The 23,778-nt window shown below is 69.5% G+C and carries 27 protein-coding genes; 17 read left to right on the forward strand and 10 right to left on the reverse strand.

The features are described 5' to 3' along the window. Positions 1-10: 10 nt before the first annotated feature. Positions 11-1,411 (reverse strand): M17 family metallopeptidase, encoded by a 1,401-nt coding sequence (locus tag Q8W67_RS00805; protein ID WP_305539252.1) that lies wholly within the window; start codon positions 1,409-1,411, stop codon positions 11-13. A 124-nt stretch (positions 1,412-1,535) separates the two neighbouring features. Here Q8W67_RS00805 and Q8W67_RS00810 point away from each other — a divergent pair, with 124 nt between their 5' ends. The 3 genes from Q8W67_RS00810 to Q8W67_RS00820 all read left to right on the forward strand — a co-directional run bounded on the left by Q8W67_RS00810 (position 1,536) and on the right by Q8W67_RS00820 (position 6,207). Further along, positions 1,536-2,348 carry a CDC27 family protein gene (locus Q8W67_RS00810; protein ID WP_305539253.1) on the forward strand — a complete coding sequence of 271 codons (813 nt, stop codon included), beginning with the start codon at positions 1,536-1,538 and terminating at the stop codon, positions 2,346-2,348. Between the two features lie 306 nt (positions 2,349-2,654). Then, on the forward strand, positions 2,655-5,354 hold the full coding sequence (gene acnA / locus Q8W67_RS00815) for an aconitate hydratase AcnA (RefSeq protein ID WP_305539255.1): 2,700 nt from the start codon (positions 2,655-2,657) through the stop codon (positions 5,352-5,354). Between the two features lie 166 nt (positions 5,355-5,520). Further along, positions 5,521-6,207, forward strand: coding sequence for a metal ABC transporter permease (locus tag Q8W67_RS00820; protein WP_305539257.1), 687 nt, complete (start codon positions 5,521-5,523; stop codon positions 6,205-6,207). Positions 6,208-6,253: 46 nt separating this feature from the next. Here the strand turns inward: Q8W67_RS00820 and Q8W67_RS00825 are convergent, their stop codons facing one another. After that, complete coding sequence (locus tag Q8W67_RS00825; RefSeq protein ID WP_305539259.1) at positions 6,254-6,913, reverse strand: 3-oxoacid CoA-transferase subunit B; 660 nt, start codon at positions 6,911-6,913, stop codon at positions 6,254-6,256. A 23-nt stretch (positions 6,914-6,936) separates the two neighbouring features. Next, on the reverse strand, positions 6,937-7,677 hold the full coding sequence (locus Q8W67_RS00830; RefSeq protein ID WP_305539261.1) for a CoA transferase subunit A: 741 nt from the start codon (positions 7,675-7,677) through the stop codon (positions 6,937-6,939). A 313-nt stretch (positions 7,678-7,990) separates the two neighbouring features. Between Q8W67_RS00830 and Q8W67_RS00835 the strand changes: the two genes are divergently transcribed. Further along, on the forward strand, positions 7,991-9,823 hold the full coding sequence (locus Q8W67_RS00835; RefSeq protein ID WP_305539263.1) for an AsmA-like C-terminal region-containing protein: 1,833 nt from the start codon (positions 7,991-7,993) through the stop codon (positions 9,821-9,823). 65 nt (positions 9,824-9,888) lie between these two features. Next, on the forward strand, positions 9,889-10,668 hold the full coding sequence (locus tag Q8W67_RS00840) for a DUF1499 domain-containing protein (protein ID WP_305539265.1): 780 nt from the start codon (positions 9,889-9,891) through the stop codon (positions 10,666-10,668). A 96-nt stretch (positions 10,669-10,764) separates the two neighbouring features. On the opposite strand, the gene Q8W67_RS00845 is transcribed toward Q8W67_RS00840, so the two are convergent. Further along, positions 10,765-11,685 (reverse strand): MBL fold metallo-hydrolase, encoded by a 921-nt coding sequence (locus Q8W67_RS00845; RefSeq protein ID WP_305539267.1) that lies wholly within the window; start codon positions 11,683-11,685, stop codon positions 10,765-10,767. Positions 11,686-12,475: 790 nt separating this feature from the next. Between Q8W67_RS00845 and Q8W67_RS00850 the strand changes: the two genes are divergently transcribed. Continuing rightward, positions 12,476-12,652, forward strand: coding sequence for a DUF1328 domain-containing protein (locus Q8W67_RS00850; protein ID WP_007568853.1), 177 nt, complete (start codon positions 12,476-12,478; stop codon positions 12,650-12,652). A 137-nt stretch (positions 12,653-12,789) separates the two neighbouring features. Here Q8W67_RS00850 and Q8W67_RS00855 read toward each other — a convergent pair whose 3' ends face one another. Beyond that, on the reverse strand, positions 12,790-12,990 hold the full coding sequence (locus Q8W67_RS00855; RefSeq protein WP_305539275.1) for a NepR family anti-sigma factor: 201 nt from the start codon (positions 12,988-12,990) through the stop codon (positions 12,790-12,792). 319 nt (positions 12,991-13,309) lie between these two features. Here Q8W67_RS00855 and Q8W67_RS00860 point away from each other — a divergent pair, with 319 nt between their 5' ends. Both Q8W67_RS00860 and Q8W67_RS00865 read left to right on the forward strand, forming a co-directional pair. Next, entirely contained in the window at positions 13,310-14,113 is an 804-nt protein-coding gene (locus Q8W67_RS00860; protein WP_305539277.1) for a response regulator, read from the forward strand. A gap of 443 nt (positions 14,114-14,556) precedes the next feature. After that, a complete protein-coding gene (locus Q8W67_RS00865; RefSeq protein ID WP_305539279.1) occupies positions 14,557-14,931 on the forward strand; it encodes a hypothetical protein in 375 nt (124 codons plus the stop codon). Between the two features lie 139 nt (positions 14,932-15,070). Here the strand turns inward: Q8W67_RS00865 and Q8W67_RS00870 are convergent, their stop codons facing one another. Next, the gene (locus tag Q8W67_RS00870) at positions 15,071-15,259 is read right to left on the reverse strand and encodes a general stress protein (RefSeq protein ID WP_010683678.1); all 189 of its coding nucleotides are present in this window, start codon (positions 15,257-15,259) and stop codon (positions 15,071-15,073) included. Positions 15,260-15,509: 250 nt separating this feature from the next. Here Q8W67_RS00870 and Q8W67_RS00875 point away from each other — a divergent pair, with 250 nt between their 5' ends. Then, complete coding sequence (locus Q8W67_RS00875) at positions 15,510-15,710, forward strand: hypothetical protein (protein ID WP_305539285.1); 201 nt, start codon at positions 15,510-15,512, stop codon at positions 15,708-15,710. Positions 15,711-15,722: 12 nt separating this feature from the next. Here the strand turns inward: Q8W67_RS00875 and Q8W67_RS00880 are convergent, their stop codons facing one another. Continuing rightward, positions 15,723-16,670, reverse strand: coding sequence for an electron transporter (locus tag Q8W67_RS00880; protein WP_305539287.1), 948 nt, complete (start codon positions 16,668-16,670; stop codon positions 15,723-15,725). Between Q8W67_RS00880 and Q8W67_RS00885 the strand changes: the two genes are divergently transcribed. Next, positions 16,657-17,100 carry a cyclic nucleotide-binding domain-containing protein gene (locus Q8W67_RS00885; RefSeq protein WP_305539289.1) on the forward strand — a complete coding sequence of 148 codons (444 nt, stop codon included), beginning with the start codon at positions 16,657-16,659 and terminating at the stop codon, positions 17,098-17,100. The two genes, Q8W67_RS00880 and Q8W67_RS00885, sit on opposite strands and share 14 nt — an antisense overlap. Positions 17,101-17,108: 8 nt before the next feature. Here Q8W67_RS00885 and Q8W67_RS00890 read toward each other — a convergent pair whose 3' ends face one another. Beyond that, positions 17,109-17,552: a VOC family protein gene (locus Q8W67_RS00890; RefSeq protein ID WP_305539291.1), complete on the reverse strand. Its 444-nt coding sequence runs from the start codon at positions 17,550-17,552 to the stop codon at positions 17,109-17,111. Positions 17,553-17,723: 171 nt separating this feature from the next. Here Q8W67_RS00890 and Q8W67_RS00895 point away from each other — a divergent pair, with 171 nt between their 5' ends. Then, a complete protein-coding gene (locus tag Q8W67_RS00895; protein ID WP_305539293.1) occupies positions 17,724-18,404 on the forward strand; it encodes a L,D-transpeptidase in 681 nt (226 codons plus the stop codon). A 22-nt stretch (positions 18,405-18,426) separates the two neighbouring features. Here Q8W67_RS00895 and Q8W67_RS00900 read toward each other — a convergent pair whose 3' ends face one another. After that, the gene (locus Q8W67_RS00900) at positions 18,427-18,684 is read right to left on the reverse strand and encodes a hypothetical protein (protein ID WP_305539295.1); all 258 of its coding nucleotides are present in this window, start codon (positions 18,682-18,684) and stop codon (positions 18,427-18,429) included. A gap of 188 nt (positions 18,685-18,872) precedes the next feature. Here Q8W67_RS00900 and Q8W67_RS00905 point away from each other — a divergent pair, with 188 nt between their 5' ends. Next, positions 18,873-19,373, forward strand: a complete 501-nt coding sequence (locus Q8W67_RS00905) for a thermonuclease family protein (protein ID WP_305539296.1) — start codon at positions 18,873-18,875, stop codon at positions 19,371-19,373. Between the two features lie 5 nt (positions 19,374-19,378). Here the strand turns inward: Q8W67_RS00905 and Q8W67_RS00910 are convergent, their stop codons facing one another. Continuing rightward, positions 19,379-20,497 (reverse strand): AI-2E family transporter, encoded by a 1,119-nt coding sequence (locus Q8W67_RS00910; RefSeq protein ID WP_305539298.1) that lies wholly within the window; start codon positions 20,495-20,497, stop codon positions 19,379-19,381. Positions 20,498-20,799: 302 nt separating this feature from the next. Here Q8W67_RS00910 and Q8W67_RS00915 point away from each other — a divergent pair, with 302 nt between their 5' ends. The 5 genes from Q8W67_RS00915 (at position 20,800) to Q8W67_RS00935 (ending at position 23,770) form a co-directional block, all read left to right on the forward strand. After that, on the forward strand, positions 20,800-21,108 hold the full coding sequence (locus Q8W67_RS00915) for an acyl carrier protein (RefSeq protein WP_305539300.1): 309 nt from the start codon (positions 20,800-20,802) through the stop codon (positions 21,106-21,108). A 25-nt stretch (positions 21,109-21,133) separates the two neighbouring features. Continuing rightward, complete coding sequence (locus Q8W67_RS00920) at positions 21,134-21,601, forward strand: 3-hydroxyacyl-ACP dehydratase FabZ family protein (RefSeq protein WP_305539302.1); 468 nt, start codon at positions 21,134-21,136, stop codon at positions 21,599-21,601. Beyond that, positions 21,598-22,725 (forward strand): beta-ketoacyl-ACP synthase, encoded by a 1,128-nt coding sequence (locus Q8W67_RS00925; RefSeq protein ID WP_305539304.1) that lies wholly within the window; start codon positions 21,598-21,600, stop codon positions 22,723-22,725. The genes Q8W67_RS00920 and Q8W67_RS00925 overlap by 4 nt, the downstream gene beginning before the upstream one ends. A gap of 356 nt (positions 22,726-23,081) precedes the next feature. After that, positions 23,082-23,291: a cold-shock protein gene (locus tag Q8W67_RS00930; RefSeq protein ID WP_305539306.1), complete on the forward strand. Its 210-nt coding sequence runs from the start codon at positions 23,082-23,084 to the stop codon at positions 23,289-23,291. Between the two features lie 110 nt (positions 23,292-23,401). Beyond that, positions 23,402-23,770, forward strand: a complete 369-nt coding sequence (locus Q8W67_RS00935) for a DUF6481 family protein (protein WP_305539308.1) — start codon at positions 23,402-23,404, stop codon at positions 23,768-23,770. Positions 23,771-23,778 lie beyond the last annotated feature (8 nt).

Here is a 23,778-nt window from a genome sequence, read left to right on the forward strand (position 1 = left end):
GCCGGCGGACTCAGCGCCCGTATCGGGCCTTGAGCAGCGCGTAGGTCAGCCGCGCGGTCTGGACCTCGCCGCCCTCCGGCCGGCCGGGCTTGGTGGACGGGTTCCAGCCGTAGAGGTCGAAATGACCGTGCGCCTTGGTCTTCGGGGCGAAGCGGCGCAGGAACAGGGCCGCGGTGATTGCCCCGGCGAACGGGCCGCCCGAGACGTTGTTGAGGTCGGCCACCTTGGAATCGAGCAGGCTCGCGTAGGGGGCATGCAGGGGCATCCGCCAGACCGGGTCGATGGCCGTCCGCGCCGCCTCCGCGACGGACCCGGCCAGGGCGTCGTCCTCGGTGAAGAAGGCCGGCAGGTCCGGTCCGAGCGCCACCCGCGCGGCGCCCGTCAGCGTCGAGAAATCGAGGATCAGATCCGCGCCCTCCGCGTCGGCGAGCGTGAGCGCGTCGGCCAGGATCAGCCGGCCCTCGGCGTCGGTGTTGCCGATCTCCACGCTGAGCCCGGACCGGCTCCGCAGCACATCGCCGGGGCGAAAAGCGTTGCCCGAGACCGCGTTCTCCACAGCAGGTATCAGGACCCGCAGGCGCACGCGCAAAGAAGCGCCCATGATCATATCGGCGGCCGCCAGAGCCGCCGCGGCGCCGCCCATGTCCTTCTTCATCAGCAGCATTGCGGAGGACGGCTTGATGTCGAGCCCGCCGGTGTCGAAGGCGACGCCCTTGCCCACCAGGGTCACCCGCGGCGCGTCCGCCGGACCCCAGGTCAGGTCGATCAGAAGGGGCGCCCGAGGCGAGGCGACCCCGACCGCGTGGATCAAGGGAAATTCCTGTGCCAACTCATCGCCCTGCGTCACGTTGATCGCGGCGCCGTGGCGCTCGGCCAGCGTGCGGGCGGCGGCCTCGATTTCGGCGGGTCCGAGGTCGTTGGCTGGCGTGTTGATCAGGTCGCGGCCCATCGCCACCGCGGCGGCGATCCGCTCCACCTCGGCGGCGTCGATGCCGGCCGGGGCCGCCAGCCGGGCCTTCGTGCCTCCGGAGGATCGGTAGCGGCCGAAGCGGTAGCTTCCCATCAGCCAGGCCAGCGCCGCCTCGGCGGGCTCGGGCGTGTTCTCCAGGCGGAAAATCCCCTCCGGTAGCAGCCCTGGCAGCTTCCCGACGATCAGGCGATCGTAGGCGGGAGTCTCGGGATCGCCGAGGCTGAACAGCGCCCGGCCGAGGCTCCCGTCGGAAGCCGGTAGCAGCGTGAGGCTCCCCGCTTTCGGCTTGAAGCCGAGCGCGCGTGCGAAGCTGCGCTGGCCGGGCTCCAGGGCAGCTTCGATCCCGGCCCAGCTCCCGGTCGTGACCAGGGTGACCGGCACGGCCTGGGTGTCACCGGGCAGCAGGGCGGGCGTCGTCGCGGTGGCGTCGGCCTGGGGCATGTGCCTCTCGTGCAGCGGTCGGGCCGGCAGCGGCTTAACCGGTGATTAGGGTTAACGCTCTATCACCGGCCGGCCGGGAGCGGAAAGCGCGAGCCAGAGCGGCCCGGCCTTGGCGGAGCGTAGCATGATGACGGCCCCGATCCGGGTCACCAGGACCCAGGCTACCGCCGGATGCCGTTTCGGCCTCGCCGCGGCCCTGCTCGTCGCGCTGGGCCTTGCCGGCTGCAACACCCGCTCGCCGGAAACCACCGGCTCGATCGGCGATCTCGGCGGCCGCCAGACGGCGTCGCGCCAGAATCTCGACGGCCTCGCCGAGCGCTTCAATGCCAGCCCCGGCGATGGACGGGCAGCGATCGCCTACGCGCGCGCCCTGCGGGCGAACGACCAGGCGAGCCAAGCGTCCGCGGTCCTGCAGCAGGCGGCCCTGCGCAACCCGCGCGACACGGTCATACTGGGCGCCTACGGCAAGTCGCTGGTCGAGGCCGGCCGCTACCGCGAGGCGATCGATGTGCTCGCGAACGCCCATTCCCCGGCCTCGCCCGATTGGCGCATCCTGTCGGCCCAGGGCTCGGCCTCCGCCCAGCTGGGTGACCAGGCCCGCGCCCAGAGCTTCTACGAGGCCGCCCTTAAGATCCGGCCGAACGAGCCCTCGCTTCTCTCGAACCTCGGCCTGTCCTACGCGCTGTCGCGCAACCTCGACCAGGCCGAGCAGACCCTGCGCCTCGCCGTCGACCAGCCCGGCGCCGATGCCCGCGTGCGGGCAAACCTCGCCCTCGTACTCGGCCTCAAGGGCCGCTTCGCCGACGCCGAGACTGTGCTGCGCCGGGACATGAGCCCGGACGAGGCCGCGGCCAACGTGGCGTCCCTGCGCAAGCTCGCCGCACAGCCGAATCGCTTCAAGACCCTGTCCGGCGCGGGCACCCCGGGCCAGGGCTGAGACGGCGCCGACGGGCGCCCGAGCGCGACTCGCGCCGGGACTTCCTGAGCCCGCATCGCTGCGGGCCCGACAGGGAAACGCCGCTGTCATCGCGACCCGGTAGCGGCCAGATTCGAAAAGTTCTATATCCTCCCCCGGCTGCGCCGCGCGGCTCCAGGGCGTCCAAATCGCCCCCGCGCATCGTCCTGCCCGGGCACTCCCGGGGCGGCGCGCGCCCGTCGGGCGCTACACAGGCCGAACACAGACATCCTAGCGCAGGATTTGCCTGCGCGTGTTCGACAACCCGCAGCGAGGATAGAACCAGCCGTGCCCTCACTCGACAGCTTCAAGGCCCGCCAGACGCTCGAAGCCGGCGGCAAGACCTACACGTACTATTCGATCCCCGAGGCCGAAAAGAACGGCCTCGCCTCGGCGACCGCACTGCCCTTCTCGATGAAGGTCCTGCTGGAGAACCTGCTCCGCCACGAGGACGACCGCTCGGTCAAGAAGGCCGACATCGAGGCGACGGTCGGCTGGCTTGACCAGAGGGGCAAGGCCGAGGTCGAGATCGCGTTCCGACCCGCCCGCGTGCTGATGCAGGATTTTACGGGCGTTCCCGCCGTGGTCGATCTCGCAGCCATGCGTGACGCCATGGTGGCGCTGGGCGGCGACCCGCAGAAGATCAACCCGCTGGTGCCGGTTGATCTCGTCATCGACCACTCGGTGATCGTCGACGAGTTCGGCACCCCGAAGGCGCTGGCCGACAACGTGGCGCTGGAATACGAGCGCAACGGCGAGCGCTACACCTTCCTCAAGTGGGGTCAATCGGCGTTCGACAACTTCTCCGTAGTTCCCCCGGGCACCGGCATCTGCCACCAGGTGAACCTCGAGTATCTGTCTCAGACCGTCTGGACGAAGTCCGAGAACGGCTCCGACGTGGCGTATCCCGATTCCCTCGTCGGCACCGATTCGCACACCACCATGGTCAACGGCATGGCGGTGCTCGGCTGGGGCGTCGGCGGCATCGAAGCCGAGGCGGCGATGCTCGGCCAGCCGCTCTCGATGCTGATACCCGAGGTCGTTGGCTTCAGGCTGTCGGGCAAGCTGCCCGAGGGCACCACCGCCACCGACCTCGTGCTCACCGTCACGCAGATGCTGCGCAAGAAGGGCGTGGTCGGCAAGTTCGTGGAATTCTACGGCCCCGGCCTCGACGACATGGCGGTCGCCGACCGGGCCACGATCTCCAACATGGCCCCCGAATACGGAGCCACCTGCGGCTTCTTCCCGGTTGACCGGAAGACCATCGACTTCCTGAAGGTCACGGGCCGGTCCGACGACCGGATCGCCCTGGTGGAGGCATACGCGAAGGCGCAGGGCATGTGGCGCGACGCCGCCACGCCCGATCCGATGTTCACCGACACGCTGGAGCTCGACATGGGCGAGGTCCGGCCCTCGCTCGCCGGCCCGAAGCGCCCGCAGGACCGCGTCCTGCTCGACGCCGCCAAGCCCGGCTTCGCGACCTCGATGGAGACCGAGTTCAAGAAGGCCGCCGACCTCGCCAGCCGCTATCCGGTCGAGGGCACGAACTTCGACATCGGCCACGGCGACGTGGTGATCGCGGCGATCACGAGCTGCACCAACACGTCGAACCCCTCGGTGATGATCGGCGCGGGCCTGCTCGCCCGGAACGCCGTCGCCAGGGGCCTTCGCTCGAAGCCGTGGGTGAAGACCTCCCTGGCGCCCGGCTCGCAGGTCGTCGCCGAGTATTTGGAGAAGGCCGGCCTTCAGGAACCCCTCGACGCGCTGGGATTCAACCTCGTCGGCTTCGGCTGCACCACCTGCATCGGCAATTCAGGCCCGCTGCCGGAGGCAATCTCCAAGGCGATCAACGACAACGACGTGGTCGCGGCGGCCGTGCTCTCGGGCAACCGCAACTTCGAGGGCCGGGTGAACCCCGACGTGCGGGCGAACTACCTCGCCTCGCCGCCGCTGGTGGTCGCCTACGCGCTGGCCGGCTCGATGCAGATCGACATCACCACGGAACCGCTGGGCCAGGGCTCGGACGGGAAGCCGGTCTACCTCAAGGACATCTGGCCCTCGTCGGCCGAGGTTCAGAAGTTCATCGAGGAGAACATCACCTCGGCCCTGTTCAAGAGCCGCTACGCCGACGTGTTCGGCGGCGACCAGAACTGGAAGGACGTCGAGGTCACCGAGGCCGAGACCTTCGCGTGGAACCCCGGCTCCACCTACGTGCAGAACCCCCCTTACTTCGTCGGCATGGAGAAGACCCCGAAGCCCGTTGAGGATATCGAGAACGCCCGCATCCTCGGGCTCTTCCTGGACTCGATCACCACCGACCACATCTCGCCCGCAGGCAACATCCGGGCGGCCTCGCCGGCTGGCGCGTACCTGCAGTCGCATCAGGTGCGCGTGCAGGACTTCAACCAGTACGGCACGCGGCGCGGCAACCACGAGGTGATGATGCGGGGCACCTTCGCCAATATCCGCATCAAGAACCAGATGGTCCGGGATCCGTCGGGCACCGTGGTCGAGGGCGGCTGGACGCTGTTCCAGCCCTCGGGCGAGAAGATGTTCATCTACGACGCGGCGCAGCGATACGCCGCGGAAGGAACGCCGCTCGTCGTCTTCGCCGGCAAGGAATACGGCACCGGCTCCTCCCGCGACTGGGCGGCCAAGGGCACGAAGCTGCTAGGCATCCGCGCCGTGGTGGCCGAGAGCTTCGAGCGCATCCACCGCTCGAACCTCGTGGGCATGGGGGTGGTGCCGCTGGTGTTCCAGGGTGAGACCTCCTGGGCCTCGCTCGGCCTCAAGGGCGACGAGACCGTCACCATCAAGGGCCTGTCGGGCGAGTTGAAGCCACGCCAGACTCTGGTCGCGGAGATCACCTCGGCGGACGGATCGAAGAAGGAGGTCCCGCTCACCTGCCGGATCGATACGCTCGACGAGCTGGAATACTTCCGCAACGGTGGCATCCTGCCCTACGTGCTGCGCTCGCTCGCGGCCTGACCTATGGCGGGGCGGCCAAGCGGCCGCCCTCATACGGCCTACGAGGCGGCGCCCGACCGGCGCCGCCTTTTTCGTGAGCCACACCCGCCTGGTTGTCTTGCGCACAACCTTGTTTTGCGCGTGTCCGGCCCCATAACCCGGCTCCCGAAGCCAGGATGGGACCCCGATGAAGCAGATCAGCAAGACCCTCGTCGCCGCCGGACTGACAGCCCTGCTGTCGAGCGCGGCCTTCGCCGCGCAGATCGAGCGCGTCCGCGGCACCATCGACAAGGCCGAGGGCAGCACGCTCACGATCAAGACGGACGACGGCAAGTCCGAGACGGTCGATGTCGGCGGCGCCAAGTTCGCCTGGGTGGTTCCCTCGAGCCTCGACGCCATCAAGGACGGCGTCTTCATCGGAACCGCCACCAAGGGCGAGAACCCGATGACCGCGCTGGAAGTCGTGCTGTTCCCCGAGTCGATGCGCGGCACCGGCGAGGGCCATTATGGCTGGGATACGATCACCGACCAGACCGGCGGTGCGAGCGCCAAGGTGAAGAGCGCCATGACCAACGGCACCGTGAAGGCCGAGACGGCCAATGCCGCCAAGGTGAAGAGCGCGATGACCAACGGCACCGTAAAGGCCGACAAGGCCGCCTCCGGCGGTGAGCGCACGCTGACGGTCAGCTACGGCAAGGACGGATCCAAGGAGATCGTGGTGCCGTCCTCGGCGCCGATCGTCGCCTTCGAGCCCGCCGACAAGGCGATCCTGACCCCCGGCGCCAAGGTCTTCGCGGTGGTCGCCAAGGACGGCGCCAAGGCCGAGGGCAAGCTCGTGGCGGTGGGCAAGGACGGCCTGACCCCGCCGATGTAAGCCGGATCCGCCCCTCTCCCCGCAGGCGGGGAGAGGGGATCTGCGGCTAGGCCAGAGCCACCGTGTAATCCGCCTCGGTCTTCTTGCGGATTTCCTCCGCGGTGACCCCGTCGGCAAGCTCAATCAGCTTCATGCCGCCGTCACCCTTCTTGTCGATCTCGAACACGCCGAGATCGGTGATCACGAGGTCGACCACGCGGGTGCCGGTGAGCGGCAGGTCGCAGGCCTTCAGGAGCTTCGGGCTCTCGGTGCCGTCCTTGTTCTTGGCGACGTGCTCCATCACCACGACGACGCGCTTGACACCGGCGACGAGGTCCATCGCCCCGCCCATGCCCTTCACCATCTTGCCGGGGATCATCCAGTTGGCGAGGTCGCCGTTGCCGGCCACCTGCATGGCGCCGAGGATCGACAGGTTGATGTGCCCGCCGCGGATCATCCCGAAGGAATCGGCCGACGTGAAGTAGCTCGTCGTCGGCAGCGCGGTGATCGTCTGCTTGCCGGCATTGATCAGGTCCGGGTCCTCCTCGCCCTCATACGGGAAGGGGCCCATGCCGAGCATGCCGTTCTCGGATTGCAGCTGCACCGACATGCCGTCGGGGATGTAGTTCGATACCAGCGTCGGGATGCCGATGCCGAGGTTCACGTAGAAGCCGTCTTCCAGCTCCTTGGCGGCGCGCGCCGCCATCTGCTCGCGGGTCCAGGCCATCGTTCGTCTCCCTATCCCGTCGATCAGTGCGTGCCGCCGCCGGCGGCGGCCGCGGGCGTGCTGTCGGCGCGCTTGCGCGTCGTGCGCTGCTCGATGCGCTTCTCGCGCGCGCCCACCTCGACGATCCGCTTCACGAAGATCCCGGGTGTGTGGATCGTGTCCGGATCGATCTCGCCCGGCCGCACGAGGTGCTCGACCTGAGCGACCGTCATCCGGGCGGCTGTGGCCATCATCGGATTGAAGTTGCGCGCAGTCATCCGGAAGCGCAGGTTGCCCTCCGTATCGCCGGTATGGGCGTGCACGAGGGCGAGGTCGGCGAAGAGGCCACGCTCCATCACGTAGTGCTCGCCGTCGAACTCCCGCACCTCCTTGCCCTCGGCGACCTTGGTGCCGACGCCGGTCTTGGTGAAGAAGGCCGGGATGCCGGCGCCGCCCGCGCGGATGCGCTCGGCCAGCGTCCCCTGCGGGTTGAACTCGATCTCCAACTCGCCTCCGAGATATTGCCGGGCGAACTCCTTGTTCTCGCCGACATAGGACGAGATCATCTTCCGCACCTGCCGGGTGTCGAGGAGCTTGCCGAGGCCGACGCCGTCAATGCCGGCATTGTTCGACACGATGGTCAGGCCCTTGGCTCCCGAGAGGCGAACCGCCTCGATCAGCTCATCGGGGATGCCGCACAGGCCGAAGCCGCCGCACATCACCATCATGTCGTCGCGCAGGAGTCCGGCCAGGGCTGCAGCAGGATCCGTGTAGACCTTCTTCATCGAACCGTCCTTTTCCCACCCGGCTTGGCCGGGCCGAAATCTCTGGAAGCGCGTTTCCTCGCGCCTGCTCTTCCCGATTCCGCGGCTGAAATCCAGTACCGTGTCCCCCGGTGCGCATGGCGACGGGGGCGATCCGTAACCCCCACCACCCTGGGGAGGGCGACGCCGTTCCACGAAGGCGCAGCAGACAAGCCCGGCGGGGCGCGCTATGAGTCTCGTTAGACGAGCTGACCCAGACCGGGCCGCGGTGGCTTGAGTGGGCCTGACGCGACACCCGGCCTTCGGCCGCATCCGCGGCCCGCCCGTCCGGAGCATGATGTCACCGCGCCGCCCGATCCTCGCCTTCGCTCTCGCAAGCCTGATCCTTGCCGGCCTCGGACTGAGGGACTGGCCCGTCGATGGCGGCCGGGCGATGATCTTCGCGGACCGTGCGCTCACCGATTTCGGTGTCGCCCTGACCGCTGAAGGCCCGGCGAAGCTCAGGCTTCTGCCGCTCCCGCGCCTGGCCCTGGGCGGCGTCCGCATCGCCGCCGGGCCCGCCGGTCCGGCGCTCGCCGAGGCGGACCGCCTCGTTGTCGAATTCGATCCCCGCGGCCTCCTCGCCGGGCGGGCGACGATCGGCGGGCTCCGTGTCGAAGGCGCACGTCTGTCGCCGGACGCCGGTGCCTGGAGCCAGCCCCTCGCGCGCCTCGCCCAGCGGGTGCGCTCTGGCGCGACGGAGCGTCCGCGCTGGATCGCCTTGACCGGCGCGCGCTTCGCCGGGGGCGGGGATGCCGGAGACATCGAAGTCGAACTGGATTGGCCCTTCTGGAGCGCGTCCGCCGAGGCCCGCGCGAGCCTGACATGGCGGGGCGTGCCGGCGCGGATCGCGCTCACGCATCTGCGGCCGACCGACATCGCCCAGGGACGGCGCAGCCCGTTCACCGCCCAGATGACTTGGCCCGGCGGCAGCCTCGCGGCCGACGGGACTGCGGCCATGCCGGAGGGCGCGGGCCTGCCCGCCCTCGCCGGACAGGCCCGGTTCGAGACTCGCTCGCTTCCGGAGACCCTGGCCTGGATCGGCCGCGATGCGCCGCTCTCGCTGCTCGCCGGCGCCTTCTCGCTCGCCGGGAGCTTCGAGACCGCAGACCGATCCGTCTCCTGGCCGAGCCTGCGCGTCGGTCTCGGCGACAATGTGCTCGAGGGCGCGGGGGCCGTTACCCTCGTGTCCGGGACCGCGACGCGACTCTCGGTGCAGGCGACGCTGGCGGCCGAGACGCTCAATCTCGCGCCGCTGATGGGCGATCTGGCGCGGCTGCTCGATCCGGAGCCGACGCCCCTGGCGCTGGCACCGCTCACCGGGGGCGACCTCGACCTGCGCCTGTCGGCCGCAGAAGGCCAGATCGGGCCGGTTCAGGTTCAGGATCTGGCCGCGAGTGTCCTGGTGCGCGACGCGGCGATTGAGATCGCCCTGAACCGTGCCCGGTTGCAGGACGGAACGCTCAAGGCGCGTCTGACTCTGGAGAGCGGCGCGGATCCGGCCGATACCGAGATGCGGGTGCAGGGAAGCCTCGACCGGGTCGACCTCGGCAGCCTTCTGGGCGAGTTCGGCACGGCGCGCTGGATGGTCGGGCCTCTGCAGGGCCAGTTCTCCCTGGAGAGCAATGCCCGCGACAGTGCGGGGCTTCTCGCCCATCTCGGAGGGCGCGCGTCGCTCGCCGTCGAGGGCGGGGCGATCGCGGGGCTCGATCTGGCGGACGTCGTCCACCGCAACGGCGCCATCGCGGCGGGGGCCCTCGCGCGCCGCAACGGCCGGACCGCCTTCGACCGGGCCGCCGTCACGCTGCGCTTCTCCGACGGGATCGGGGAGATCGCCGAGTGCGGCCTGCGCGGGCCGAGCGTCGGGGCCACCCTGTATGGCCAGGTCTCGCTGCCGGAGCGGCGGCTCCGGGCCAGGGGCGACCTGACCCTTCGAGTCCCGGCCGACCCCTCCCGCGGCCTCCTGTTCGAGGTCTCGGGCCCCTGGGATGCGCTCAACGCCCAGACCCTTCCCCGCGGCGAGGGCGCCGAGCTGCCCAGCCGGTCCGGCGAGACGATGCTCTCGGATCCCCTCAAGCTCCCTGCCGCGCTCGGGCTCACCGGCAACGCCCGAGCCTACGCGCCGTGACGCGGGTGATGGCGCCTGAGCCGGCCAAGCTCTAAGATCCGGCTCCGAACCCGTCCGTGATCCCCATGCGCCGTCTGCTCATCGAGGAACCCGTCACCCGCGCTGGGCCGCTGTCCCGCCGGCTCGCGGTATTCTCTCTTCTCGCCACCGGATTCGCTCTGATCCTGGTCCGTGACCCGCGGGCCGACACCGACGCGGCGTTGGCCGCGCTCTTGGCCGGTCTCTGCGTCGCGCTGGCCGCGGCGGTGGCGGCCGCCTTCGCCTTCGTGCGCGTCTGGCGCGAGGGCGCGCGCGGGCTCGGGGCCGCGCTCGCCGGGCTGGTCCTCGCGCTCGCCGTCCTGGGCTACCCGGCTTATATCGGGCTGCGCGGCCTGCGCCTTCCGGTCCTGTCGGACGTCACCACCGACATCGACAATCCGCCCGCCTTCTCGCGCTCCCGCGCCGCCTTCGCGACCCGTGGCGGGCGCTACCCGCCCGATCCCGGCGCCGCGATCCGTGAGCGCCAGCGCGGTGCCTATCCGCAGATTGCACCGCTGACCCTGGATATCGGCGCCGACGAGGCATTCGAGCTCGCCCGCAAGGCGGCCCTCAACCGGCACTGGCAGATCGTCGAGGCGATCCGTCCGGGCGGACGGACCGGCAACGGCCGGATCGAGGCGGTAGCGCGCGGCCTGATCCTCAACTTGCCCGACGACTTGACGGTGCGGATCCGCCCCCGGGCCGATGGGGCTAGGATCGACGTGCGCTCGGCCTCGCGGCTGGGCGGCCGCGACTTCGGCAGCAATGCCGACCGCATCCGCGCCTATCTCGACGACGTCGCCAACCTGGCGCTGGCGGTAAAATAGCCGGATCGGCGGCCGCGACACCGGTTCGAGTGTGAGCGGGATCGGGGCAGCCGGTTTTCGAAATCGATGTCCGGTTACAAGGGCTTGGTGGATGCTCTAGGCGGGCGCGTAGGTGCCGCTGAGGGTCGGCGGCCCCTCGCTCGCGACGAGCCCGCGCCCGACGAGATCCTCAAGGTGTGCGAGGACCGACAGTGCGGCCGCGCCCTTCAGGCGCGGGTCGATCCCCTGGTAGATCCCCGCGACGATCTCCGGGATGCGTGCATCCCCGGCGGAGAGCCGGGCCCGGATCGCGGCCTCTCGCTGGCGGCGATGGCCGACGAGGCCGCGGACGAAGCGCGCGGGTTCGCGCACCGGGCCGCCATGTCCAGGCCAGTAGGTCGTCTCAGGGCGACCGCGCAGCTTGTCGAGCGATGCCATGTAGGCCTGCATCGCTCCGTCCGGAGGCGCGACGATCGTGGTGGACCAAGCCATGACGTGGTCGCCCGAGAACAGCGCCTGCGCCTCAGGCAGCGCGAAGGCGAGGTGGTTCATCGTGTGGCCGGGGGTCTCCACAGCCACGAGCGTCCAGCCCGGCCCGGCGACCGTATCGTTCTCCGCCGTCACGCGGTCGGGAGCATGGGCGCGGTCGGCGCTGGCGTCGAGAATCGCGACTTCGGCCGCCGCCAGCGCGCGCGCAGGCCGGTGCGGAGCGCAGCCGACGATCGGCGCGCCGGTGCGGGCTGCCAGGAGCCGCGCGCCGGGCGAATGGTCCCGGTGTGTGTGGGTGACCACGATGGCCTCGACGTGCTCGCCGGCGAGATCGGCGAGCAACGCCTCGACGTGGGAGATGTCGTCCGGGCCGGGATCGATCACCGCGACGCGGTCGCGGCCGACCACATATGTGCAGGTGCCGCTCGCCGTGAAGGGGCCGCCATTCGGCGCAACCCGGCGGCGGATCAGGGGCGCCACCGTCTCCAGGAACCCGGCCTGCGGCATCGTCGGCTCGAAGGCCGGCCCGCTCTCGTTCCCAGCCGCCATCAGCACCCCGTGCAACACCGCCGACGCTACTAAGCAGACTTGCCGAGGCAAGCCAATGCTTCGTCCGCCTATGAGTTTGGACTATTGCAGGTTCTCGACGCAGGACCCCGTCGTGAAGCCCCTGGAGTTCTGCCCGAATGCATTGCGATCGAGAGCAGATTTAAATCCCGACTTCGACACACACTCTTCAGTGGAACCGGAGGTCGCTTTTGGGAAGGATGCCCACGTCACGGCTCGGCGCCGGATGGCCACCGGCCCGACAGACCTCGGGGCCTCGTCGGCGCGGGCTCGACGACCTGCAAGAACAGTTTACCGCCGAACGGACGCGTCTGCGCGACTGTGCCTTCGCCACGTAGAATTCAGGACGGGACCAGGCCCGGAGGCCGCCGATCCCGTCTAGCTGGGTCTCTCAGCCGGCGCGGTTGGAACGTCCGGCACGCACGCGGACCGGGACCGGAGCGGGCATCACCCCGAGCCCGAGGGCCGCGGCCCGCGCGGCGTCAGCGGCGCCATCGACGATTTCCGCCACACGCGCCGCCAATGCGGCGGCCTTGGATCGAATGGCTCTCTTGGCAGCTTGCAGCATCTCGTATCCCGCCTCGGACCTACGACCTATCTTCGAACGCTATCGTCTTCGTCCCGTTCCGTCACGCATCGTCGCGGCCGGATCGATCGGCCAAACGAACGTTGCGTCCGCTGCCAAGTGCGCGGAACCGTAGCCAAACCTTGGCGTTTTCGTGTTCAGAACGACGCGGCCCGGCCGCGCCGGTATTTTCGAAGGATACGCACAATGCTCGGTTGGGCTGTAACTTTTCTCGTCGTCGCTCTGGTAGCCGCTCTGCTCGGCTTCGGCGGCATTGCCGGCACGGCAATGGAGGCTGCCAAGTTGGTGTTCTTCGTCGCGATCGTCCTGTTCGCGATCTCGGCCGTCGTCGGCTTGATGCGCGGCCGCTCGCCGACCCTATAGACCTTCTCGTGGACGCTGGCCCTCGCGCCGAGCTGACGATGAGATAGGTTGAAGCCGCCGCGCCTGCGCGGCGGCTTTCATCGTCCTGGGCGCATGCGGCGCGCCGAATAGCGGCGCGCGGAATTGCGGCCGTCAGTTCAGGCCTTCCCGCGATCCCCGTCGTCGAGCTTTGCGATGAGTTCGGCAAAACGGTCCGGAACCGGCTCCAGGGCGACCATGTCATACATCGTACGCAACTGGACGGCGAGGCGGTTGCGGGTGTGCTCGCTCAGCCCACCCCGCAAGGCGGGCCGGCTGGCCGCGTTCGAGACGACTGCGCGTCGGGTTTCGTCGGGCACACTCTGGGTATGGGATGACCGATCCGCAGCAGTTGCGGCACGCGGGTCTCCCGTGCGGAGATCCGCCTCCTTTCCTTGGTCCACCATCCAACGCCCCTTGTTGCCGAAGTCGGCGGGGCCGCATTGTGCTGCGGCTCGACATACGCCATGGCTGCGGCTGCAACGCCCGCCCGCCGGATCGGTTCCGCTGGGGGCGGAACGGAGTGCCTGCCTCCGCGTTGGGCGGTAGGCTGCGCAGGATATAAGCCGGCCCCGGCATGACCTCGGTCGAGGACCGTGGCATCGCGGCCGGGCAACACGGCGAGGCACAGGGGATCGAATGTCGACATCGCAACTCGTGGTACAGCACCTGCCGTACCTGCGCCGCTACGCGCGGGCGCTCACGGGGAGCCAAGTGGCGGGCGACGCCTACGTCGCCGCCACCCTGGAGACCCTCGTCAACGAGCCGGATACGCTCGGCCGCAGCGCCAACATCAAGGCCGATTTGTTCCGGGTCTTCACGCGGATCTGGAACTCTCTTTCGGTGAACGGCCGCAGCGAGCAGGTGCAGCACGACCTCCCCGCTGAGGTTCGCCTCGGCCAGATCACCCCGCTGCCCCGGCAGGCATTCCTGCTCTCCTGCCTCGAGGGCTTCTCCGAGGAGGACGCCGCCATCATCCTCGGCGTCGACGTCTCCGAGGTGCGCGACCTCGTCGACGAGGCCGGCCGCGAACTCGCCGCCGACATGGCCACCGAAATCCTCATCATCGAGGACGAGCCGCTGATCGCCATGGATCTCGAGGCGCTGGTCGAAGGGCTTGGCCACAACGTCATCGGGGTGGCCCGGACCCGCACCGAGGCGATCAAGATCGCCGGCGAGGGCAAGCGGCCGGGCCTGATCCTGGCCGACATCCAGCTCGCCGACGGATCCTCCGGCCTCGACGCCGTAAACGACCTCCTGAAGACCTTCGAGGTGCCGGTCATCTTCATCACCGCCTATCCGGAGCGATTCCTCACGGGCGAGCGGCCCGAGCCGGCCTTCCTCATCGCCAAGCCGTTCCAGCCGGCGAACGTCTCGGCGGTGATCAGCCAGGCGCTGTTCTTCCAGCAGACGGCGCGTCGCCGGGAAGCCAAGACGGCCTGACCCTCACGGCCCTTGAACCCGCGCGAGGCCGCAGCGGTTCGCCGCGCCGGTGTCCCCCATCGGATCCTGATAAAGCCCCGGCGCGAGCCGGGGCTTTTTGTTATTCGCCGCGCGAGCCGACGGGCACAAAAAAACGGGCCGGAGAAGGCTCCAGCCCGTCGCGAAGGTTCCGGCCGATGCACAAGGGGAATGCGGGGAGGACCAGATGGCCGGGTGATCAGAGAACGGCCGCCGTCCCCCGAGGTTCCAGAAAATGCGCTTTTTCGGCGAACGTGACTTTTGGGACACGGGACGGTTGTGGACGACGCGGGTGCACCACCGCACGGACCGCCGAGCGTTTCATGAATACTCGGATGAATCAAAGGCGGGATAGTTTAGGAACCTGCGATTGCAGTGCGCGTTGTCGGGATATCCTGTCAAGCTCTCGCAACGAGGTCGGGGCTATGCTGAGGTCTGGTTTCATTCTGGGTCTGAGTGCTCCCGCCGCGTTTCTGACAATTCTCGTTCAGCCGGTCGTTCGGGAAACGGCCGATCATTGGACACCCCCGGTGATCACGGCCACTCCGGCGATGCAGGTGCCGCTGCCGGGCATGCGGCCGGTCTCTCTGGCCTTGAGCCCGACCCGCGTCGCTGGCGTTCAGCGCGCAGAAAGCCGTCCGGTCCCGGTCACCGACGAGGCGCAGGAACTCGGGATTCAACCGATCCTAAAGCAGCCGCAGACGCCCCGCCGCGCGGTCCGCGAAGGCTGCGAGACGGCGCTTAGCTCGCTCGTCGGGCCAGAAGCGCGGCGCATGACTCCCGGCCGCTGCATTTCCTGATCCCGGATTTGATAACGACCCGACAGCAAAAGGCCCCGCCGATGAAGCGGGGCCTTTTGCTGTCGGGACCTTGCTACAAATACGAACGGCGCCGGTTCGATGACGCGGCGCCGCTACGCAACTCGCTCGTCGTGGCGCGTCACTCGGCTCGGCCGGTCCCCGTGGACTGGCCGCCCTTCCGCCCGGCGGACGAGGCCAACTCGCGATCCTGCGAGAACGAGCGCTTCTCAGCCGGCACGCTGCGTCCGCCCTTGCTGGCGATCTCGCGCTGCCGCTCCAGATCCATCGAGGCAAAGCCCCGCTTCGAGGTCGAATTTCCGGATGCCATCAGTTCCTCCTCAGGCTTCGCTTCACCCCGCAATAACCTTCAGCAATAACCAAGGTTCCTGTGACGAGATATGGCCAAGCTTCGCAAGGCTAAGCTTGGCGGCAACCGCGGTCTTGTCCACGGCGTTGATCGACGATCGACCTGGGTGCACCTCTCAGGGCGCCCGGCGCGACGGGTGAAGCCTGTCGAAGTGTCGCCGGGGGCGCGGCGCGGAACGGCCGGCAGGGGCTTGGAAAGGGGATTTTTCGGAATGACGAACCGCAACATGGTGAGGGACGGGGCCGGACCGGAGGTGAGGCCGAACACGCCGCCGCTGCCGCCGATGCCCGCGCCAGAGGGCTCACCGACGCCCACGACCCGCGACGAACCGGTCGACTCGCCGCACCTGAATGCCAGCCTGAAGCGTGAGGTGCCGGCGCCTGGGGAGCAGGGCCTGTCGACGAAGCGCTGATCGGGGCCGAGGTCAGCCGGTGCGGGACCGCGTGAGCCGGGTCAGGCCGAGGACGAGCAGGCCGATCGCCAGGATGGTCACGAGTCCGGCCATCGTCAGGATCCGCTGGACGAGGGGCGTGTAGATGCCGCGTGCGGCATCGTAACCGTAGCAGAGCAGGGCGAGGCGATCCGTCAATCCCCCGATCCGGCCTTCGCCGGCCTCGGTGAGGGCGAAGCGGAGGTCCCGTCCGGTGATCGCCAGGGGTGACAGCACCCGGGCAACCCGCCCATCGGCGGCGAGCAGCATGGCCGCGGCAGGATGCGCGAAGCTGTCGGTGCCGGCGTCGTAGACCGCCGTGTAGCCCAGCGCGCCGGTGAGGCTCGCAAGAGCGGCCTCCGAGGCGATCAGCGCCTGTGGGCGAGGGCCGGCCGCGCGCTCTCCGAGCGTCTCCTCGAGCATGCGGCGTGCGGCCGCGGCATCGTCGCGGGGGTCGATTCCGACCAGAACCAGCGCGTAGTCGTCTGGGGCGAGGCCGGTCGCGGCCAGCGCATCGGCGGACATCGCCACCATCGGGTCGCATACGTTGCCGCAGGTGTAGTCCACTGGCAGCAGCAGGGCGGGGTGCCCGCCGAGTGCCTGCCCGAGCGTCGTCGCCCGTCCCGTCCGCGCGTCGGTGACGTCGAGACCCAGGGGAGCCCGGGCGCCAGACCGTGGGGCTGCCGCGACGCGGGCGAGGTCGGCCTGGACCAAGCGCGCGCTGGCCGGGCCGGCGGCCGGCAGGAGACAGCCCAGGAGGCCGCCCGAGAGCAGCGGCCCGCCGATGATCAGGCGCAGGACGGTACGGGCCGCGCCGGGTGTGGGGCTGGACAAGTGCTTGACGAACCGCATGGATGTGCGGGCCGGTCCGGCCATCCCAATGCCAGTCATGCCCGTGAGGGCGTCGAACCCGTCGCGGAGCCTGCGTATGACCCTCGACACCGAGGTTTCCTCCCTAAGGCAGGTACCCCTGTTCCGCGAGGTGGAACCGGCGCGCCTGAAGCTCCTGGCGTTCACCAGCGAGCGCGTGCATTTCGAGCCCGGCCAGCGCTTCTTCGCCCGCGGCGACGTGGCGGATGCGGCCTACGTGATCCTCAAGGGGACCGCGGAGGTGAGTATCGACGGGCCGGCCGGCCCGGTGCGGCTGGCGCTGCTCGGCCAGGATGCCCTCGTGGGAGAGATGGGCATCCTGGCCGAGCAGCCCCGTTCGGCCACCGTGACGGCCGAGTCGGCGGTGACGGCCCTGCGCATCGACCGCGGGGTGTTCCTGGAGTTGCTGGCGCAGTTTCCCCAGATCAGCATCGCGCTGATGCGTGTTCTGGCTCTGCGGCTGGAACAGACCAACCAAGCCCTTGCCGAGAGCCGGGGCTGAGGCGGGCTTCATTCCGTCGGATAGGTGATGAACTCCAGGAGCGAGCCGTCCGGGTCGCGGAAATAGACGCTGCGGCCGGGTCCGGCAGCGCCATGCCGGTCGATCGGGCCGAGTTCCACCGCCACGCCCGCGGCCTCAAGATGCGCCATCGCGTCCTCGATGGTGCCCGACCAACGAAAGCAGAGATCGCTGTTGCCGGGCAGCACGGGCTTCGCCGCCACCGGATCCGCGTTCACCCCGGGACCGTGGCAGTTAAGCTGCACACCCCCGAACCGATAGGCGAAGCCCTTGTCCCGCTCGATCAGCTCGGCACCGACCACATCCCGGTAGAAGGCGTTCGACCGGGCCCAATCGGTGACGTGGATCACGCAATGGTCGAGGTGGATTGCGGGACGCAGCGGTACCGCGGGCACGACCATCGCCTCGATCGGAAGAGTCTCGGTCTCTGGCATCACTCACCTCCGCGGCCTGCACATTGGAGCCGGGCCACCGGACCGAATTAGGGCGCAACCATGGCCGCGGAAGCAGGCGCTCGCGGTGCGCTGCGGCGCAAAAGCTACATCGTCGCCGGCGGGGAGACGGTAGGCATGGGGCCGAGGACCGTAGCCCGTATGACAGGACCCATGATCGTATCCAGCCCGTCGGCCTGGAGCCGAATTCGCCGGCTCCTGCTCTCGCGAATTCTGCTCGCCGTGGTGGCGATTGCCCCGCTGGCAGCCTGCCAAACGCGCTCCGTCCAGGTTGCGCAGGACGACGAATCAGCCTGGTATGTCGGCACGAAGCCCGACAAGCCCTACGACATTCCGCTGGTCGACACCCAGCGCCTCGACCCGAAGTATCGCCGCCAGCAAGTGAGCTACAACGGCCCGGAGCAGCCCGGCACGATCGTCGTCGACATCGACAAGCGCCAACTCGTCCTGGTGCAAGCGGATGGGACCGCGATGCAGTACGGTGTCGGCGTCGGCAAGGCCGGTTTCTCCTGGAAGGGCGAGGCGCGGGTCGGCCGCAAGGGCGTCTGGCCGGACTGGAGCCCGACCACCACGATGGTCTCTCTGAACCCCGACCTGCCACGCATCCGCAAGGGTGGCCTCGACAATCCGCTTGGGGCACGCGCCCTCTACCTGTACCAGGGCAATCGCGACATCCTGTTCCGTATCCACGGCACCAACGAACCGTGGAGCATCGGCGAGCAGATGTCGTCCGGTTGCGTCCGGATGCTCAACGAGGACATCGCCGACCTCTACGAGCGCGTGCCGGTCGGCACCCGGGTACTGGTGAAGCGCAACGGCAAATACCGGGCCTGAACCCCGGTCATCGAGCCGGCGATCAGCCCGCGGGCTTCTGCGCGGCGAGGGCATCCTGAATCGATCGAGCGCCGGCGAGCCGACCCGATCCCGCGCGGTCTCGGGTGGCCTCGCCGGGCCGTCCATCCGGGGTGATCCCGTCGCTCGCGAGCACCGTGGCCGCCGTGAGCCCCGATGTCGCGTCGGCGGCCGGAAGGCCGGGTCCGATGGCGTAACTGCCCCAGACCAAGAGCGCTGCACATAAAGCTAAGGCGCCGAGTAGGGTCTTGAGCAGCATCATGACGGCTCAACGATCGCTCGGGATCGCCGTTCCCGGCCCGTTCCCGGGAACGCTTTCGTAGCGCCGAGGGGGCATCATCCGCCCGGAGCATTGCACCGGATGCAGCCGATCCGGGAAAATCGCCACAATGGCCGACGATCCTGAGGCCTTCCAAAAACCTCTTCCGCCCCTTCGTGGACATCCGCGTGATGATGCGTTCGACACTCGCCCTGTTCCTCCTCTGCGGTCCCGCCGCCGCGGCCGGGACGATCAGCGGTCCGGCGACGGTGATCGACGGCGATACGATCGAGGTGCACGGCACCCGCATCCATCTCTACGGCATCGACGCCCCCGAGCCGGCGCAGAGTTGCGAGACCGCCAAGGGCCAGGAATACCGCTGCGGCCGCGACGCCGCGCTGGCGCTTGGCGCGCATATCGCCGGTGCCCTCGTCACCTGCGAGCGGCGCGAAGCTGCCGCGGGCCGCGTCTCGGGCCTCTGCCACGCACATGGCGAGGACCTGTCCGCCTGGATGGTCGCGCAGGGCCACGCCCTGGCCAGCCGGCACGTGCCGGCAGCCTATACCCGCCAAGAGGGCCGTGCCTGGGCGACGCGCCGCGGCCTATGGGCCGGCACCTTCGAGAAGCCCGCCGACTGGCGCCAGGACCGGCGGCGCATCGAGGCGTCGGCCGGGGCGAGCACGGCCGACTAGGCGACTCAGGCCTCCTGTTCGTGCCCTTCGGTGAATTCCCGCCACAGCAGCACGAGGGCGGCCATCACAGCCGGACCGACGAACAGGCCGAGCAGCCCGAAGGTCTCGACGCCGCCGAGGATCCCGAGCAGCACCCAGAGGAAAGGCAGCTTGGTGGTGCCGCCGATCAGAGCCGGACGCACGAAGTGGTCGGCCACGAAGGTCACCACGAGGCCGGCAGCCGCCACCACCAGCGCCGCTGTCACCGAGCCCGCCGCCACCAGGAGCAGCGCGGCGATGGCGATGGCGAGCGCTGCGCCGAACGGGATCATCGCCGCGACGGCGGTGAGCGCACCGAGCAGCACCGGATGCGGTACACCGGCGAAATAGTAGACGATCCCGAGTAGGAATCCTTCGCCGAGTCCCACCAGCACGAGGCCGTCGACGGTGCCGTGAACGGAAGCCACCATCTGCCGGGCGACCCGCTCGCCGCGCGGCCCGAACAGGCGGTCGCAGGCGGCCAGGGCCTGACCCGTCACCGTGCGCCAGTCGCGGAACAGGAAGAACAGGGCCACCAGGCTGAAGCCGAACAGCACGATCCTGTGCACCACTTCGCGCCCGAAATTGCGCGATGCCCCCAGCACGGAGCCGTTGTCGAAGCGGTGGATCAGGTCGGAACCCGCCTGCGCGTGCCCCAGATTGTCGTTCCACCAAGCCGTTGCCTGAGCGGCGCCGAAGGGAAGATGCTGGAGAAAGTCAGGTGCCGGGATACCGCTCGCCTCGGCGTTGCGCACGAACTCGGCCACGTCGTGGGCCTCCCGCGCCGCCTGCACGCCCAGGACCACGAGGGGGGCGAGGAACACCAGCGCTACGGCCATCGTCATGAGCGTCGGCAGGAGCAGGTTGTGGCGTCCCGGCGGGAAGCGCCGCTCCAGGCGGGCATAGACCGGCCAGAGGGCGATGGCGAGCACGACCGCCCAGGCGAGGGCCGGCAGGAACTCGTGCAGAATCCACAGGCCCAGGGCGGAGAGCGCCAGGACCAGCATGACCCGGGCCGCCTCCTGCGAGCGCGCGCGCTCCGCCGGAGGGAGAGTCGGCGCGTCGATCCGCGCCGGGTCGGTGACGGGCTGGGTTATCGGTAGCATCCGTCGATTCTCCTGGCGACGCTCGAATGATCGCGCTTGTCCTTAGGCCGGTTCGCGCGCACCGGGACACGTGGCTGCGCACGTCCCGGCCGGCAAATCCGGACCAGCGCTGCAACGCGTCAGGAACGGCCGCGGTTGCCGCCCCTGACCCCCTCGTGTAGAGGTCGCGGCCGTCCGACGGGGCCGCGTGTGAGGGCCCCGTACGCGCAGGGTGGCCGCGCGGGGCGTGAGCGCCGGGTCGCCCGGCATCGAGGGGGCTCCCCGCCCGGCCGATCCCGAATTCGAACAGCCCGCGAGAAGACATGTCCGACGAGCCCTCCCACGGCAGCGCCACTTTCGAGCGTGTGGCCGACATCATAGCCGAGACGGCCGACATTCCGCGGGAGAAGATCACCCCGGAGAGTCACGCCATCGACGACCTCGGCATCGACAGCCTCGCGTTCCTCGACATCGCCTTCGCGGTCGACAAGGCCTTCGGGATCAAGTTGCCGCTGGAGCGCTGGACCCAGGAAGTCAACGAGGGCAAGGTCCCGGCGGAGCAGTACTTCGTCCTCAAGAACCTGTGCGCGCGCATCGACGCCCTGGTGGCCGAGAAGGCCGCCAAGGTCTGACGCCCGCGAGCCCGACGCAGCCCCCATGCGCCTCGAATATTTCGAGATGATCGATTCCGTGCGGCACCTCAACCGGGCCGCCGGCCGGATCGAGGCGCTCGCCCGGGTGCCGCTGGAGAGCCCCGTCTTCGAGGGGCACTTCCCGGGCCACCCCCTGGTGCCAGGGGTCCTGCTGACAGAGACGATGGCGCAGGCCTCGGGCTACCTCGTGCTGGCCCACCTCGATTTCGCCCGGATGCCCTTCCTCACAGGCGTCGACAAGGCCCGGTTCCGTGCCTTCGTTGGACCGGGGGCTGAATTGACCGTGACGGCAAGCCTGGAACACGACGGCTCGGGTTATGCGGTGACCAAGGCCGCGATCAGCCACGCCGGTAAGGCGCTCTGCGACGCGGAGCTGCGCTTCCGCACGATGCCGTTCCCCGACGGGCTCGATGCGCCGATGCGTGCGCGGGCCCGGGCGATCGGCCTGTTCCCGGACGTGGGGCAGCCGTGAGCCGCCCGGTCCTCGTTACCGGCCTCGGCCTCGTCTCCTGCGCCGGAGAGGGGATCGCGGCGCATCTCGCGGCCCTCGACCTGGAGGCGGCCCCGCGGACCGACACGGAGGCCTTCGCGCCCTATCCGGTGCATCCGGCGCCGCCGATCGCGTGGGACGGGCAGATCCCCAAGCGCAGCGACCAGCGCCAGATGGAGGCGTGGCAGCGGCTCGGCGTCTACGCTGCCGGGCTCGCCCTCGACGACGCGGGTTTGAAGGAGGACGCCGCCCGCAAGCAGGCGCTCCACCTCGTCGTCGCGGCGGGCGGCGGCGAGCGCGACTACGCGGTCGACGGGGCGATCCTGACCGGGCTGCGGGACGCACCCGACCCCGGCGCCTACCTGAACGAACGGCTCCAGAACGATCTGCGTCCGACGCTGTTCCTGGCCCAACTGTCGAACCTACTCGCCGGCAACATCGCCATCGTGCACGGGGTCACGGGGGCGTCGCGCACCTTCATGGGCGAGGAATCGGCCGGGGTCGACGCCCTGCGGATCGCCCAGGCGCGAATCGCTTCGGGTCAGATCGAGGCGATCCTCGTCGGAGGCTCCTACAGCGCCGAGCGGCCGGACGTGCTGGTGATCCATGAGATGGGCGGCCACCTCGCCCGCGGCTCCTACCGGCCGGTGTTCGAGCGTGGTGACGCCGGTGGGTTCATCCTCGGCAGCTGTGCCGCTTTCCTGATGCTCGAATCCGAATCGCATGCGGTCGCCCGCGGCGCCCGGGCTCTGGCCCGGCTGGACCGGGTGGCGAGCGACCGGACGCGGCGTGTGCCCGGCAGCGTCGCCGGCAGCCTTGAGGTTCTCTGGCGGCAAGCGGGGCTCGTGGACCCCGATCGCGTCCTATCGGGCGCCACCGGCCTCGCGCCGATCACCGTGGAGGAGCGGGATGCCCTGGCGCGGCTCGCGTCGGGCGCGCGCGTCCGGGCGCTTGGCGACCTGATCGGGCACGGACTCGAGGTCGCGGCGCCGTTCGGAGCGGCGCTCGCCGCCGGACTTGTGGCCGCCGGCACCGCACGCGAGGTCGCGGTGACCACGGTCGGCCATCGCCGCGGCGAAGGCGTGCTGCGCCTGCTGCCAGCCTGAGCGGAGCCCGCCCGCCGCGCCGGCCCGGCTCGCACGCCACAGAGTTCGGGTCATCCGACGCCGGAGCAAATCGCTATCGTCTTGTAATTGCGCCTCTTCTGGCGGTGACGCGGGTCTATTTCGGCCGAAGACACTCTCGCGGCGGCGATGCTGGTCCCGGTCGGAATATTTCTTCGCACTTGCCAATGGGCCGATGAAGGTCTATCTAAACCTTCATCGGCACGTGTCCGGATATCTTGGACCGTTACGCCTTCGCAGGGCGGTTCTGACTTTCCTATCGCTATCGGTCGATGCCGGCGCCAACTCGATTGAGCGGGTGCCTTCTCTCACTACGCCTGCGAAGATCGAGGAATTCCATGAGCACCGGAACCGTCAAGTGGTTCAACGAGACCAAGGGCTACGGCTTCATCCAGCCGGATGACGGCGGCAAAGACGTGTTCGTTCACGTCTCGGCTGTCGAGCGCGCCGGCCTGCGTGGCCTGAACGAAGGCCAGAAGGTCTCTTACGAGCTGGAGACCGACCGCCGCAGCGGCAAGCAGTCCGCCGGCCAGCTCCAGACCGCCTAATCGCCGTTCCGACGGCCCAATCCGAAGCCGCTCCCGATGGAGCGGCTTCTTCGTATCTAAATCCGATTTCGGGCCGGCGGCCGCGGGCCGCGCCCAACTCAGGAGTGTCTGTGAGCTTTCCGAATAAGCAGGGCGTCGTCGATCGACTGGAGGCCGCCGCGAAGGCGCGGTCCGAGATGCTGGCCCGGTTCCGGGCGCGCCCGTCTGCCGACGATCCGGTCGTCCTTGCCCGCCAGTCCGCCCGCCGCGCCGTGGTCGATGCCCGCGAGGCCCGCGCGGCCGAGCGCGCTGCACAACGCCAGGCCGAGATCGAGCGCGCCGCCGTGATGGCCGAGGCCGAGCGCCAGGCTGAGGCCGAGCGTAAGCTCGCCGAGCAACTGGCTGCCCAGGAGCGCGCCAAGGCCCTGCAGGCCGAGCAGAAGGCCCAGCGCGACGCGCGCTACCTCGCCCGAAAGGCGAAGGCCCAGAAGCGGCGCTGAGGGCATCC

This window comes from Methylobacterium sp. NEAU K, assembly GCF_030700285.1.
Taxonomy (GTDB): domain Bacteria; phylum Pseudomonadota; class Alphaproteobacteria; order Rhizobiales; family Beijerinckiaceae; genus Methylobacterium.